This window comes from Virgibacillus phasianinus, from assembly GCF_002216775.1.
Lineage (GTDB): Bacteria > Bacillota > Bacilli > Bacillales > Amphibacillaceae > Virgibacillus_F > Virgibacillus_F phasianinus.
Genome location: NZ_CP022315.1, coordinates 489,090 through 503,620 on the forward strand (window position 1 = coordinate 489,090; position 14,531 = coordinate 503,620).

At 38.5% G+C, this 14,531-nt stretch carries 19 protein-coding genes and 1 pseudogene; 1 reads left to right on the forward strand and 19 read right to left on the reverse strand.

The window, feature by feature from the left end; all coding sequences use genetic code 11:
• Positions 1-65 precede the first annotated feature (65 nt).
• The 19 genes and pseudogenes from CFK37_RS02440 to CFK37_RS02520 form a co-directional block, all read right to left on the reverse strand.
• On the reverse strand, positions 66-794 hold the full coding sequence (locus CFK37_RS02440) for an anti-sigma factor (protein WP_089060408.1): 729 nt from the start codon (positions 792-794) through the stop codon (positions 66-68).
• On the reverse strand, positions 795-1,349 hold the full coding sequence (locus CFK37_RS02445) for an RNA polymerase sigma factor (protein WP_089060409.1): 555 nt from the start codon (positions 1,347-1,349) through the stop codon (positions 795-797).
• Between the two features lie 203 nt (positions 1,350-1,552).
• Positions 1,553-3,484 carry an ATP-dependent DNA helicase gene (locus CFK37_RS02450; RefSeq protein WP_089063517.1) on the reverse strand — a complete coding sequence of 644 codons (1,932 nt, stop codon included), beginning with the start codon at positions 3,482-3,484 and terminating at the stop codon, positions 1,553-1,555.
• Between the two features lie 88 nt (positions 3,485-3,572).
• Positions 3,573-4,472, reverse strand: a complete 900-nt coding sequence (locus CFK37_RS02455) for an RluA family pseudouridine synthase (protein WP_089060410.1) — start codon at positions 4,470-4,472, stop codon at positions 3,573-3,575.
• Complete coding sequence (locus CFK37_RS02460) at positions 4,473-4,703, reverse strand: excisionase family DNA-binding protein (RefSeq protein ID WP_089060411.1); 231 nt, start codon at positions 4,701-4,703, stop codon at positions 4,473-4,475.
• 30 nt (positions 4,704-4,733) lie between these two features.
• Positions 4,734-5,300 carry a GNAT family N-acetyltransferase gene (locus CFK37_RS02465; RefSeq protein ID WP_089060412.1) on the reverse strand — a complete coding sequence of 189 codons (567 nt, stop codon included), beginning with the start codon at positions 5,298-5,300 and terminating at the stop codon, positions 4,734-4,736.
• Between the two features lie 201 nt (positions 5,301-5,501).
• Positions 5,502-6,347, reverse strand: coding sequence for a DUF2785 domain-containing protein (locus tag CFK37_RS02470; protein WP_089060413.1), 846 nt, complete (start codon positions 6,345-6,347; stop codon positions 5,502-5,504).
• A 6-nt stretch (positions 6,348-6,353) separates the two neighbouring features.
• The gene (locus CFK37_RS02475) at positions 6,354-7,196 is read right to left on the reverse strand and encodes an alpha/beta fold hydrolase (protein ID WP_089060414.1); all 843 of its coding nucleotides are present in this window, start codon (positions 7,194-7,196) and stop codon (positions 6,354-6,356) included.
• An 84-nt stretch (positions 7,197-7,280) separates the two neighbouring features.
• A complete protein-coding gene (locus CFK37_RS20315; RefSeq protein WP_425445358.1) occupies positions 7,281-7,403 on the reverse strand; it encodes an NUDIX hydrolase in 123 nt (40 codons plus the stop codon).
• A 27-nt stretch (positions 7,404-7,430) separates the two neighbouring features.
• The gene (locus CFK37_RS02480) at positions 7,431-8,102 is read right to left on the reverse strand and encodes a M50 family metallopeptidase (protein WP_245837294.1); all 672 of its coding nucleotides are present in this window, start codon (positions 8,100-8,102) and stop codon (positions 7,431-7,433) included.
• Between the two features lie 108 nt (positions 8,103-8,210).
• Positions 8,211-8,489: a GNAT family N-acetyltransferase gene (locus CFK37_RS02485; protein WP_342746735.1), complete on the reverse strand. Its 279-nt coding sequence runs from the start codon at positions 8,487-8,489 to the stop codon at positions 8,211-8,213.
• Positions 8,456-8,626 carry a hypothetical protein gene (locus CFK37_RS20600; protein WP_342746736.1) on the reverse strand — a complete coding sequence of 57 codons (171 nt, stop codon included), beginning with the start codon at positions 8,624-8,626 and terminating at the stop codon, positions 8,456-8,458. Before CFK37_RS20600 ends, CFK37_RS02485 begins: the two co-directional genes overlap by 34 nt.
• Before the next feature lie 112 nt (positions 8,627-8,738).
• Entirely contained in the window at positions 8,739-9,161 is a 423-nt protein-coding gene (locus CFK37_RS02490; protein ID WP_089060415.1) for an NUDIX hydrolase, read from the reverse strand.
• On the reverse strand, positions 9,158-9,598 hold the full coding sequence (gene fosB, locus CFK37_RS02495; protein ID WP_089060416.1) for a metallothiol transferase FosB: 441 nt from the start codon (positions 9,596-9,598) through the stop codon (positions 9,158-9,160). Before fosB ends, CFK37_RS02490 begins: the two co-directional genes overlap by 4 nt.
• A gap of 15 nt (positions 9,599-9,613) precedes the next feature.
• Entirely contained in the window at positions 9,614-10,015 is a 402-nt protein-coding gene (locus CFK37_RS02500; protein WP_089060417.1) for a VOC family protein, read from the reverse strand.
• Between the two features lie 333 nt (positions 10,016-10,348).
• Positions 10,349-10,597 (reverse strand): annotated as a pseudogene (locus tag CFK37_RS02505) (Type 1 glutamine amidotransferase-like domain-containing protein); the annotation flags it as partial.
• Between the two features lie 4 nt (positions 10,598-10,601).
• Positions 10,602-11,513, reverse strand: coding sequence for an MBL fold metallo-hydrolase (locus tag CFK37_RS02510; protein WP_089060419.1), 912 nt, complete (start codon positions 11,511-11,513; stop codon positions 10,602-10,604).
• A gap of 237 nt (positions 11,514-11,750) precedes the next feature.
• Positions 11,751-12,041: a hypothetical protein gene (locus tag CFK37_RS02515; RefSeq protein WP_089060420.1), complete on the reverse strand. Its 291-nt coding sequence runs from the start codon at positions 12,039-12,041 to the stop codon at positions 11,751-11,753.
• Positions 12,042-12,100: 59 nt separating this feature from the next.
• On the reverse strand, positions 12,101-12,340 hold the full coding sequence (locus tag CFK37_RS02520) for a S4 domain-containing protein (RefSeq protein ID WP_089060421.1): 240 nt from the start codon (positions 12,338-12,340) through the stop codon (positions 12,101-12,103).
• Positions 12,341-12,596: 256 nt separating this feature from the next.
• Here CFK37_RS02520 and CFK37_RS02525 point away from each other — a divergent pair, with 256 nt between their 5' ends.
• Positions 12,597-14,387, forward strand: coding sequence for a M3 family oligoendopeptidase (locus CFK37_RS02525; RefSeq protein WP_089060422.1), 1,791 nt, complete (start codon positions 12,597-12,599; stop codon positions 14,385-14,387).
• Positions 14,388-14,531 lie beyond the last annotated feature (144 nt).

Consider the following 14,531-nt stretch of genomic DNA (forward strand, 5'->3'; position numbering starts at 1 on the left):
GTTGGGACAGCATTTGTTTTGTCACAATTTAACGGACAGTAATACCCATCTGAATGAGTTACACCTTATGACCCAATTACTTTCTTACCTTTAGGCTGGGTACTGCTTTGATCAGGTTCCATCGTTATTCCTATTTTATCAAACGATTGTTCATTAGATAGCTGATACGTTAAAATTCCAGAACCGGATTCATTCGTTGTAAATATACCTGCATTTTGTCGTTCACCATTTTCCAAGAGCCATACCTGGTAAACTTTATCTCCCTCTGGTTTTGGCAGATCATTTACCTGAATCACAAGCTTTCTTTCTTCTCCTTCTTTAACAATAAACGCATTACCAGTTGCGTTACTTGAATTTTCATCAGTCGCTGTAAGGGTCATAGACGATAGAATTGCAATAGGATTGTTCGTTTCATTAGCTAGTTGATTATTTGATTGAATGCTTACAAACGTTAATCCGCTTATCACGACCAACATCACAAGTACTATAGTTGTTGTCAATGGTGTAAACTGTCTTTTTAAGAAAAGTCCCCATCGTTTAAGCTTATCTTTCATTGTAAGGTCTGTGGTCTGATTATCATTTTCGAATACATAATCAAGCACCTCAGCCTTTAAAGATTGCGGGACCTCTTGTTCTTCAAAGTCAAACTGCAATTCCTCCCATGTTTCCATTAGCTGCTGATATTCTTTTCTGCATTCCTCGCAATGATTCAAATGCCTCTTGAAACTATTTCGTTCTGTCTCATCAAGTGTATTTGCTATGTAATAAAGTAAATGCTCACATTCCCTCCCCATCTATGAACCCTCCAGTTCCAGGTGTTTCCTTAATTGTTTCAAAGACTGATATAGCCTGCTCTTTATAGTTCCCACCGGCGCATTTTCCATTTTTGCTATTTCAGTAAGAGAATACCCCTCCCAATAAAGTAAATCTATTACCCTTCGCTGGGAAGCGGATAGTTTGTTTTTTGCATTGGCTATTTCAATACCTTTTATATTTTCACCAATTGTATCGGTTGGATCGGCCAAATTAATTGTTGTATCTGTTTCATACTTGCCATAATCCTGCGGGTGCTTTTTCTCTTTTCTGATATAATCAATGCATACATTTCGAACAATGGTAAGTAACCAATTTACAAACTTTCCTTTAGAGGGATCATAACTGCTTTTCATCGTCCAAAGCTTTAAAAAAATCAATTGAACCATTTCCTTGGCCACTTCCTCATTTCCATTACAGAACTTCAGGACAACACTATAGATTAATTTAATATACCTCTCGTAAAGCTCTTCCAATGCAGGGCGATGCTTTTTATTAACTAATTTTATTAATGCAGCATCCGTTTTTTTCTTCACTGATATCAGCCACTCCTCACTGCCGGAATACATTTTTTATTCAGTCAATTATACAAGCTAGATAGAAGAAAAGGAACCCTCACAGTAGTGATTGTTCCCTTTAAGTCAAAGTGAATCTTTTGCTTGTAAACTGGGACAAAGTGGTGATGTTGACCGAAAACTAGTGGATTTGCTAGTTACTAGACGCTGGAGCCAATTACCCCTTATTGCCATTCCACCTCAACAGGCATAACTCGTTCAATTGTCTTTTTATGGTTCTTGACTTCTTCTGCTGTCATCCAAATATCAATCTCGCCATAATCTTCATTTGTGCGAATCAAACGGCCAATTCCCTGCCGTAAACGAAGAACCATGTACGGAACGTCAACCTCCAGTTCAGGATTTTCCGCGTGCTTACGTTTAGCCTGAAAAACAGGGTCTTTAGGCGGAAAAGGCAAGGATGAAATAATTACTCTTGTTAGCGCATTTCCAGGGACATCCAAGCCTTCCCACAGATTATACGAGCATAGTACGGCAGAATGATTAGTTTGAAAATCACGTACGGTCTTACTGATTTCCTGATCACCTTCATATAACATGCTAAATGGCCATGTTTGATTCCCCGCCCACTCACGGAACAGATTCATTTCCTCCATTGACGAAAATAAAACCAATGATTTTCCTTTATTTTCATGCAATTGCTTCCCTAGCTTTATCCACTTCTCTTGTAAACTTGCTTCGATATGTCCGTTAATTGTCATTCGTTTCCCATAGTCAAATGGTGAAGCGACTGAGCAGGAATCATATGCTTCAATTCCTAGGCTGCCAGCCAAATGGGTGAAATCTCCTGCCTGTGATAACGTAGCCGATGAAAAGATAAATGGCAGTTTCCGAGAAAATACTTCCTTCTTCAACACCTCTTCCACCAGCCTTGGCATAATCACCAATGTACTCGTTGTATTATTTTCCTCAAGCCAATAGATTCCCTCATTATCCTTTAATAAAATTGACAGACCATATGAAAAAAATTCCAAATACTCCTCAATGATTTTCACGTGGTAGTCCTCTATTGTGAACAGTTCCGCATCAAACACCAACTGTTCCAGCAACTGCTGAACTTTATCATATAGACGACCTGCTATTTCAATCATGTTGTCTGAAAAAGCTATTTCAAGCCGATTTGACCCTTCCACTACTGCAGCGGTATCCCGAAGCAAATCAAACCATTCCTCGTGTAATTGAAGAATATCTTCAATTACATATAGCGAGTCTTCTCTTACATCCTGTCCCATATAACCTGTCAGTACTTTACTTAGAGCTTCAAAGTTAAAACGATAGGTTAAGCCTTTCTGGGCCGCGAATTCCAGCAAATGTCCTTCATCAAAAACGACACTGCTTGATTCTGGTAGCAGCGGTAATTGACCCTCACGCTTTCTGGATTCTTTCGTCCAGACATGTTCCATATAAAAGTCATGGGAGCATATAATAAGATCTGTCGCATGACGATAATATTCCCGGTTCAATGTTTGCCCACTCAAGTGGCGCCATTCACAGGTTGAACATTGCTGCAATGGATCCCAGGCTATTTTTTCCCATGTTTCATTTGAAACCCATGGATATTCTTTTCGATCGCCATAACGCTCAAAAGATTTCATCGAAGTACTGGTGTCAAAGACAAAATCAGGAATCTCATCATGAACGTTTAAGATATCCTGATTATCGGTTTGGTTTGCGATTGGATCCAGTTTTTTCATACATACGTACTGTTCACGTGATTTCGCTAATCTAACATCGATAGATAAGTCCAATGCCTTTTCAAGCTTCTCAATATCGCCACCCTGTTTCACAAGTTGCTCAATTAACGTTTCATCCGCACAGGAGATAATTGCTGGCTTCCCCCGGTAACGTGCATAACAAATAGCGTACAATAAATAAACAAAGGTTTTTCCCGTTCCAACCCCTGCCTCGGCAAATATTGCCCGTTTATTTTTAAAAGCCTGTTCCAATTGGAAGGCCATATATATTTGTTCATCACGCAGTTCGTAACCCTTTTCAGGCAATATATCATAAAATACATCCCCAACATAATCCCCTAGACGTTCAAAAAAGTTCTCTGTTTTTGCCACGGTAAATGGCAGTGAATTATTTCTTATCATCGTAGACTCCTCATTAAAATTCGGGTCGTACCAATCAAAGGTACCACCCGAATCATCGAATATAATCATCTTTAACTTTAGCATACTTTTACCTTGATTTGCTTGTAAATGCATCTGGAATTTTTGCTTCAAAGCGCAGCAGCTTTCCGGATGCAGGATGCTCAAACGCTAGAACAGTAGCATGAAGGCCAAGTCTTCCAATGGCATTTGTACTCGCCCCGTACTTTTTATCCCCAACAATTGGGTGACCGATATCCTTCATATGAACACGTATTTGGTTCTTTTTCCCTGTCTCCAGATTAACTTTCAATAACGAGAATTCAGCATTGGCCTGTACCTTTTGATAATGTGTGACAGCACGTACCCCGTCTCCAGATTTAGAACTTGAGTACATAACGAATGTACTGCTTTCTTTTAACCAAGAGGCTGTAGTCCCCCTGGATTTCTTAACCGCCCCTTCTACAAGCGCCACGTATGTTCGTTCTCTTACAACTGCCTTCCAATTATCCTGCAGCTTTCGTTTCGTTTTTTCGTTCTTGGCAAAAATCATCACCCCGGATGTATCCCGGTCCAAGCGGTGAACAACAAAGATGCGATTCTTCGGACTTTCGATTCGAACATAGTCCATCAACTGACTATAAGCGGTCAGTTTTTTTTCTTTAGCTGATGCAATCGAAAGCAATCCAGCCTCCTTGTTGATTACAATAATGTCTTTATCTTCGTATAGAATTGAAAACCCAGTCATTTTATTTACCTTTGCCGCAACCTTATTTTTAAGAATCCCGACTTCTTGCCCTGGCCTTAGCTGGTAATTATGTTTAGTTGTTGGATCATCATCGACAGAAACTTGTCCGCGTGTAAGTATTGATTTAACCGAATTTCGGCTGCGGTTGATCATTACATTTAATAGGAATGGCAATAATTCTATTGGTTTATCAACTGTATAGGTTTCGTGGTTGGAATCATTATTTATTTGTTTCCTTTTCATTTAATCTTCATCCTTAACATCAATGTCCTCCGGTATCGGTTCATCCAAATAGTCCTGTATCATTTTTCTATATTTTTCTACTTGCTCAAAGTGAGTGGTAAATTGATCTTCATTTACTAAAAATTGCTCTCCATCGTGGATCGTACGTATTCGTTTTTGTTGGATCAACGCTTTAATTTTGGATTCAGGCATGGATAAATGTTCTGCCGTTTCTTTTATTGTTAAATACATTGGATGGTTCCTTTCCAAATAACTGCATTTCTATCTACCCTTTACTTTAGCATACATACAGGTATCTCTCAGCTCCTTGCCATCGACTGATAGATCTTCGTTTCGAATAATACCTTCCAATTCATATCCCAGTCTCTCTGGAATCGCACGGCTTCTACTATTACGAGAATCACATTGAATTTGGACCCGATTCGCATGAAGTTCATTAAAGGTGAACACTGTTAAACCTGCAATTGCCTCTGTCATATAGCCTTTTCCACAGAAACGTGTATCACCCCAGTAGCCAATTTCAAACTTTCGTACATCCCAATCAATGTTATGCAAGCCTGAGGACCCAACAAACTGATTGGTATCTTTGAGAAAAACCAGCATTCTTAGTTTCTCTCTTTTTAGGAAACTAATGTGTGCTTCTCGGGTATTAGTTTCAACTTCAGCTTTCGTTTGGTCATTTTGAGCAAAACCCATCCAAGGTCTAAGCTCATTGATGGAGGCGGTTATCGCTTCGTGAACAGCTTCTCCATCACCAGGAATAGGCATTCTTAGCAGTAATCGTTCCGTTTCAAACTCATGTGGAAAATCCAGTAGTATTGGGTTCATAGCGTCATATCCTTTTTATGTATTCCAAAAAATATATACGATTATGGAGAAAAATGCAAGGTGAAATTTTGTGTGGGATAAGGGGAAAGCGATGGTATTTCCGCCCGAGTTCCGCACCATCTAGCACGAACCGATGTTGACTCATCGTAGTGAAGGAGTGTGTGTGAAGTTGAATGAATACAATAACATAATATAAGCGCATTACATCTGATAATACGGTTGATTCATTTGGAAAAGCCCTTGTTTAATAGAATCTCTAACATCCCTGGCTTGTTCTGTCATCTCCAGGTGGAAAAATAGACTACTTAAAAATTGTTTCACATTCGCGCGGTATATATAATAAGATTGATTATCCGCCGAAACATCTTGCTTTAAGTCATCGGTAAGCTTGATAACTTTTTCGCAAATTATCGATTCGTCAAATCCACGTTGCAGCATAGTAACAATCGGAATTGCCATTCGTTCTTCTTCATCATATAGGAAATGTTCTTTATGGAAGGCCATTTTACTTAACAACGCATGGAAAATAACCTCTAAGTTCACTGTTGGAAGACTTGGTTGCTTGATTAGTTCATCTATCGCATCTGCTATATGTGCAACACTGTGCGCCCAGCCTTTATTAGGGACCATTCCCCTGACGTCCTGTTCCTGGCTTAGATATTTCACGAGCAATGTGGAAGTGTCCGCGATTTCCACTTCTGTCAAAAATCCTTTTTCAAGATTAACGTGCAATAATACGGCAATGATTAACGAAGAAAAGGACCTGGTAAAGACGGAATCTGTATCCGTTTCACCGATTTTATAAAATAAATGATTCTGGTCCAAACACGTATGGTGCAATTCATTAAGGATCTCATCTGAATAAGTATCACTAATAATCAGCTGCGCAAAAGAAAGATAAATTAGTTCATCTCTTAATACTGGATCCACATTGCCGATTTCCCTCAGCATAGCAGCAGTAAGTTCGGACATATCAAGTGACTTATCAATTTGATAATCATTGTTTTTATAGGTTGTTAATATCTTTCTTAACCCCGTCGTATTCACGGCTCATCACAACCCTTTCAAGAACTTATCAATTTCAGCTTGGAATAATTGTTTTTCCTCTAAAAATGGATAATGGTTGCTTTCACGGAAAATAACTAAATCGGATTCGAATATGTTTTCTTTCATTTCCATGGAGTACTGCAAAGGACATTGTACATCATGTTTCCCGCAAATAATTAGCGTTGGCACTGTAATTAACTTCAACTTCTGAGTTACATCAAATATAGGAAGCTCCCGATTGAAAAAGTTCATTCTGGCTGCTGACATCTTTTTATGTATATTCTTATCAAATAGCTGTTCGTATCGGGCAGATTGATGAAGCGATAGCTTCGTTCGTTCAATTGAAATATCTTTCCTCTTTTGATCGGACAGACCGGATTGTTTAAGTATTTCGATCAGCTCTTGCATTCTAGTGAATTGAGGATGGTCTGGATTATAAATACAGTTGGTTGAAAAAGTATAATCACGGGCAGCTGCACCAATGACTAGTAAAGAATCCAAGCTATCAGAAAAATAGATGCCGTACATGATTCCTAGCATGCCACCAGTAGAATGTCCAGCAAACGTCCACTTTGCAATGCCAATTGTTTCTCGAATTTCCTCAAGATCGAATAATGCCTCCAGCATACTTAGCTGGTACGGCTCATGCGCCTTTTCTGAGCCCCCAGACTCTCTTAAATTGACCAAATAAACTTTGTGATTGTGTGTGAAGGAATCAGCAAAGTAGTCGCCCGATTCGTTAAATGATGAATAAAGATGGGTTACACAAATTGACATGCCTTCACCTTTGACAAAAACCTCAAAAGTGCCACGGCTTGTATTTATAGAATTCTTTTCCCAAGTGTTCATGATCTAATCACCTCTTAACTTGCCAATCTTGATAGTTAACCATATGTAATCCTAATTCCTTTGTTTTTAACCATTCAAAGGCTTTCAGAACAAATCGAAGCGATTGGTATAGGGTCCACCGTTTTTATCGATAACTAATAGTTGATTATTTTCTTCATATATACTGTAAACACCTAATGCCCTGTGATGCTTTTTAGTCTGTCCCAAGTGCTTTCCTCCTTCCGAAACTAACAATTAATTTGTTCTAAATCGCTTAGAAAAAAACCGCTTCAATCCTAGTCGTGCGAAAAAAAGGGATTGTATAAAGAATAAAACCCCCCATAACAGCGTCGGAATAAATGTTACCTTTGCTAAATTAGTTGCATCGCCGGCATTGCTCGGGGAAATAAAGCCAAGATACATAATTTCAAACGCAGATGTAACAGATTCCACAAGCAGCAGCGACGTAATGAATAACGCTAAATATTCTAACACTGTCTTTGAACCCTTCACCAATACTATTGAAAATCCAATAATTATTGTGATAATCCAGAATAACCCAAAAGGATTTCGAACCCAGAACAACAGGCCAATAACTAATATTATTAGTAGAATTGATAGGACATAGCCACTTTTTCTCTTATAAATTAAAATCATAAATAAAAAGGCCATGAAAGATGAAAAGACATACCCCGCTAAACTAGTTAGAAACCCGCCAATCCAGAATTGGTAACTAGAAAGTGTGGTACCTTCCGTGTTGGAAAATAAAGAAATAGACTCTACTTTGCCTCCGGTAATAATAGCAATTAGCGAGTGACCCATTTCATGTATTAATGTGTTAACAATTGAGAAATACTTTCCGATAATAGGCATTTGTGTCAGAATCACTGCCAGGATAATAAATAAAATTATTTTTTTCTTCACCATAATCCCCTTCCTTGACAGTGCATCAAGTGCGTATTTCTATTCCACTTATTGCACGGTTCATACAAATTTTTATAAAAGTTTAAGGGGTTCAATTCTTTTAAAGTTCGCCTATTCATTGAAGGTTTTTCTAAATCCATAAAAACTGCGAAATCCTAACTTTTCATAAAAAGCCTTTGACGTGCTGAGTCCAAGTAATTCCATTCTAGTATTTGGATAAAGGTTATGAACGTATTTCAATAGATTCTTGCCAATTCCCGATCCACGAAGTTCTTTTCCTATAATAACTTCACAAATATACAGCGTTATTTGTTTATCGGTAAAACCTCTTATATACCCTGATACCTGATTGTCTACTATAACAACATAGGAAACGTTGGAATTCTCCAATGCTTCTTTGGTCTCCTCCCCCGCTCAACTAATGTATTCCAGCCCTCACTAGCATTAAGTTCTTGGATTGCCGAAAAGTCTTCTGTTTTATACTCGCGAACGATGGCTTCTTTGCCATTTTCTAATGTAAAGTTCATGTTATACTCCCCTTATTTTCCTCAAATAATTCTTTGTGTCTGTAGAATTCTGCAGCACAACCAAATTTTCATTATATGTATTCTTTTTGCTTGCAATTAATCCACCACTTTACTATTCAACTTTACTGTTAAATTCCACCAAAAAAGGATGTTTCTCTTTATCTAAGCAATTTTCAATTCTTTTCCGAAAATTGGTCCAAGTAACCATCGCTAAAGCTTTTTCAAGTGGGAAATAACCGACCTCTAAGCTTTCACTGCTAGTAGTAGGCTGCCCACCTACTGGTTTCCCTAAGAACAATGAATTGCAAATACTCCTTGAAACACTTTGATAAATCCCGCAAAACTTCGTGATTTCTATATCAATTCCTGACTCTTCCTTGGTTTCCCTAATCGCGGCATCCCTTAAGGACTCGCCCTCTTCCACCTGACCCCCAGGTATTTCCCAGCCTCTGCGTGGACCCTTTATTAGCAGAAGTTCTTTTCTTTCGTTAAGAACGACTGTTGCCGCGGAAACAATATGCTTAGGATCGCTCATTTATCATCCCGCCTTTCTTCAAAAAATGTCATATGTTTTTTATCTTTTTGATAATAATTCATTCGGTCTGCTAAAGTGCCCGTATGGAATTCAAATTTATGCCCATCGGGATCAGTAAAATAGATGGAGTTCTTATCTTGGCTATCTCTTTTCCTGCCATTCAGAATGTTTACTTCTAGTTCTTCAAGAAGTTCACAGGCCTTAGCAAATTCATCTTCATCAATGCTAAACGCAGTGTGCGTGTAGGACTCTTTTATCTCTTCTCGTGGTATATCTTTTTCAAGGTTGAGTGCGAGCCAAAGCCCGTTCAGGTCAAAATAAGCTGTGCTATTCCCTTTCACCAACAGCTCCGCTTGAAAAACATTTTGATAAAATTCAATAGATCTCTCTAAATTCGAAACGGAAAACAAAAGATGACTAATACCTTTTATTTGCAATTTATCACGCCTTCTTTAGATATTTGGCGCTACCAATTCTACCTTCACCCTATCAGGGTCCTCGAAGTAGACGGCATAATGGCCTTCCCCGCCCGCAAATGGATGCTTATCGGGGTACAAAATTGTAATTTCATTCCTTTTTAGTCTGCTTGTTATTGCATCTACATGTTCCCTAGATTCAGCATGGAACGCCAGATGATTCAAACCAATTCCCTTGCGATGGTAGGGGACATCAAGAAATCGTTCATCTGCCTGCACAAAAACGATATAGGTTTCGCCAAGTTTGAAACTTTTCCCTCCGTCCCATTCCTGAAAGGCTTGATAACCAAGTTCTTGCAGAAACCAGCTCCAAAACTCAACCGAACGTTTCAAATCGGATACATACAGCTCGACATGGTGGATTATTCCCTTAGTCATCATCTGCCTCCAAATTCATCAATTTCCTTCACTAGCTCTTACAATGGATACAATTTTGTTTCAGCATTTTTAAAGAACACGATAACTGGATTCTCACTGTCCTCAGAAGTTTCAAATCATAGCCCGTCCCAATAAAATTGAAGTGATTTTCCGATATCTTCTACCCCAAGTGTTAAAAGATTCAATCTATTCATTATGCAACATTCCTTTTTTTGATTTATTATCCTAAGTATTCTGTTTCTATTTCTTCCTCGACAGCTCCTTTTTCGCTAAATTTCACTCTGTATGCCCTTGCATTTGGCCTTGAACTAATTGCCCTAATAAGTTTTTGACCTTGATAATGAATTGCTCTATATTTTTAGTAAAGGGCTTAAACAATGATAAATGAGAAGGCTTACATTTTTGATCTTTAAAAAAGTCGTAGAATCTTTCAATATATCCCTCTGCATCCCCGCTTGCAGTCGCTAAAAAACAGATCTTCGGATAAAGCTTATCGGATTGTTCCAATATATATAAATCTAGCAGGGGATTATCCGGTTCAATGGAAAATCCCCCGCCACCTAATGCAATTATTTGCTCCATTCAGTTACTTCTCTCTTAGGACTTTTAAGTTGGGATGAAACACATTACCTGATTCCCAATCCTTATACTTTTCCGGTATTTCAATTGCATCGATATCCTGGTCACTTTTCGCCAATTTACTGATATCCTGCATATAGTCAATAATTGGACCGAATTCCTCTTTGGTTGCGACAGGTCCGTGTCCTGGAATCACTGTCTTGATATCTATTTCATCGACTTTTTTCAAATTCTCGGCCCATTGTTCCAGGTTAGTTTCCGGAAAAAAGATTGGATGTGATTTCACAAATAATAAATCACTAAGGAAAGCAATTTTTTCCTCAGGGAGATAAAGAATTGCGTCACAAAGCGTATGTCCACCGCCGTAGGTAAGTATATTTACTGAACGCTTGGTCCCGTGGAGGGAAAACTCATCCTGAAACGTGTACTGCGGAAGAACCAATTCAAGTGTTGGCAATGACTCAGCAATTTCTTTTTGGAAATCAATATCAGTTGCTAATTTCGGATCATTTGTTTTGGCATACTCACTTTCCATTGAATCAATCTTATTATGTAATATGTCAAGATTATCTTTATCATTTTTCATTTTTGTCGGATGCATCTCCGCCATTTTGTCACGGGTTTTGCGACTTGAAACAATTTTACTTTCAGGAAACGATTGATTTCCATGAATATGATCGCCATGCCAGTGGCTATTGATAACCAAAGAAACAGGTTTTCCTGTAACATCTTCTGCAGCTTGTCTTAAAGCTTCACCGGCTTGTTGTGTATTTAAAGTGTCAAATACAATTGTCTGATCTCCCAAATCGATTATCCCCGCATTAGCAAATGCTCCGCCGCCTTTTTTCTCGATTGCGGCATATACGCCATCTGCGATTGTTTCTAGTTGAAAGTACTTATTAGAATAGTTTTCATCCATTTTTAATACCTCTCCTTTATTTAATAGTTGGGTAAGTCGTTACCTCTATGATACTCCAAAACTTCGGGTATGCTCAACCATTGTGATATTGCTGTCTCCTGAGTTGGTGTGGTTCTGTCATAAGTTCATGCTATTGTCTCCCAAGTTGAACGGGCGTGCTGTCCTGAGTTATAGCGGTTCTCTCCTGCGTTGACGCAGTCTTGTCTCAAGTTCATGCCTGTCTCTCCCGAGTTCACACTATTTTCCAACGGGTTCAGATTTTAGTTGAAGATGATCCAATGGAACTCCCGTTTCAATATAGCTTCTTATCAATTCCCAACTAACCTCATTTGTCTTCTTAAAAGTGTCAAAAAATAAATTCGCTGTCTTCATCATTTTACCGTCTACATTCAATGTCGCGGATAAGATAGCTACTATTTCATCATCTTTGACTTTACATCGCGTTATACCTCTCCACCTTGAAATAATTGTAATTACTATTTTATAGCAATTCACTTTTAATGTGAAGAAATTTTCAGAATGGTTCATGTTGAATTCTTGGTCTGATAAAATGTATTTTTTTTATTAACAGCTGGAATTCGGTCACATTACCTTTCTAATTTCAGCCTGACAAACTTTCGCTTTCCAGCCTGCAGAACTAGACCATCCCTTATCGTTACAATAAAGCTTGGATCCTCGACCTTCTTCTGGTTCAAGCGAATTCCTCCATTTTTAATCATCCGGAGCGCTTCACTTTTTGATAGCAGCATGTTTAGCTCCGTGATCAGATTCAAAATGCCTGCCGTCTTATCCTTATTCCAGATAACTTCAGGTATTTCATCCGGCATTTGATTTTTTTGAAAAACGGTTAAAAATATCCCTTACTTGCTTCAGCAGTTTCTGTATCATATAACATCTCTACAATAGAGAAAGCTAGGCGAATTTTAACATCCCGCGGATGGAGGTTCCCACTATCTATCTGATCCTTTACTTCAACAACCTCATTAATGGTAATAATTACGCCTTGTCAGCCTCAAGACGGATACAAGTAAATCAGAAATACTTTATACTTATTTATAGTGATGTCTTAAGGGGGAATTAGTTATGGAAAAGGTAATTAGTGAAAATTGGGATCTTGAATCCCTTTATCCAGGTGGAAAGAACTCAACTAAATTACATGCGTTAATTTCGCAGTTAAAGCTGGATATCAAAAGACTTCAGGAAAAAGTTCAAACGTTTGATCAATTTGAAACAGTGCGTCTGGCTGGCATTTTTCAAGAAGTTCAGGAAGTTATCAGTGCTGCTTTTGAACTTGATGAATATTTAATCTGCCTATATTCCGTAAATGTCGATGATTCGGATGTTGCCAAGTTAATTGATGAAAGTGAAAAATTAAAAGCGGAAATCGAATCTTTAAAAATTGACTTGGATGAATTATTGGCGGGCCTTTCTGATACGGACTGGAATGAGTTACTACAAAACGATAATGTTAAAAAATATCAATTTTACTTAGAAGAACGCAAACAAAAAATGAATGATAAGCTACCACTAGAAATGGAGAAACTAATTAATACACTCTCCATAAATGGGTTTTATGGATGGGAAGACTATTATGAACAAATGATGGGCGACTTACGAATCCCTGTTGAAAAAGATGGCAAGGAGGAAGAAGTATCGATTGGTCAGGCATTAAGCTACGTTATGTTCTCGAGTGATAGATCCGTCAGGCAAAAAACCGCACGGGCAATGGTGGAAATCTGTAAAGACCAAGCTGAATCATTCGCCACTGTGCTCAATCGGATAAACGGATTTCGTATCGATGTGTATAAACAGCGCGGCTGGGACAATGTTTTGAAAGAAGCAATGGAGGAAAATAGAATTAACCAACAAACGGTAAAGACAATGGTTGCAGCCATTAAAGAGAATAGAGATATCGTACAATCGTTTTTAAAAAGAAAAGCTCAAGTTATGAATCTGGAAAAACTGGATTGGTACGACACAGACACTCCAAGCTTTACCCCAGACAAAAAAATTCCTTATCGTGAAGCAGCAGAAATTATCATTACACAGTTCCACAAATTCAGTGAAAAGCTAGGTAAGTTTGCTGAAAAAGCGTTTAATGAAGGCTGGATTGAAGCAGAAGATCGCAAAGGAAAAATGCACGGTGGCTTTTGTGCGTCCATGCCTTTGGCCAAGGAAAGCCGAATCTTTTTAACTTATACAGGAAGTTATCAAGACATTGTGACAATCGCTCATGAGCTAGGTCACGCTTACCACAATTACATCTTGAAGGATGAACCAGCGTTTTCTAAACAAGTCAGCACAAGTGTTGCCGAGACGGCGTCAACCTTTGCTGAAAATCTAGTGTTGGATGCTGCCATTGAACACGCGTCCAGTGAAAAGGATAAGCTGGCCCTGCTTGAATTGAAAATCCTAAATGGTTTGAAGTACCAGGTAACGGTTCCGGCAATGTTTGAATTTGAACAGAAGCTTTATGATAAAAGGAAGCAAGGACCACTTACTGCCAAAGAAATTTCCGATTTAATGGAAGCAACAATGAATCACATGTATGGTGATACAATCAGCGAGAATAACCACTACCATTGGATGACTATCCCACATTTTTATCATACAGATTTGGCATTCTATAACATCCCATATACAATTGGATACTTATTCAGCAATGGAATCTATGCACTAGCCAAAGAACAGGGTGAAAAGTTCCCTGAACAGTATGACGCATTATTGCGCGATACAGGCAAAATGACGGTTGAACAATTAGCTGAACGTCACTTAAACCAAGATATTGAAAAAAAAGAGTTCTGGAACGCTTCTCTAAAGCCGGTAATTGAAGCGATTGATGAATATATGAAGCTAACGGAAAAATTGGTATAAACGAAGAAAAGCGAAAGCGCCCCGCTTAGAAGCGGACGCATAAGCAAGGGACCGTAGAACGCTTGGGTTTAGCGTTCGTAGTGTCCATTGCTTATGACGGCAGCTTCTGGGTGCTGGAGCTAGACAGATTTTCGTTTATACCTT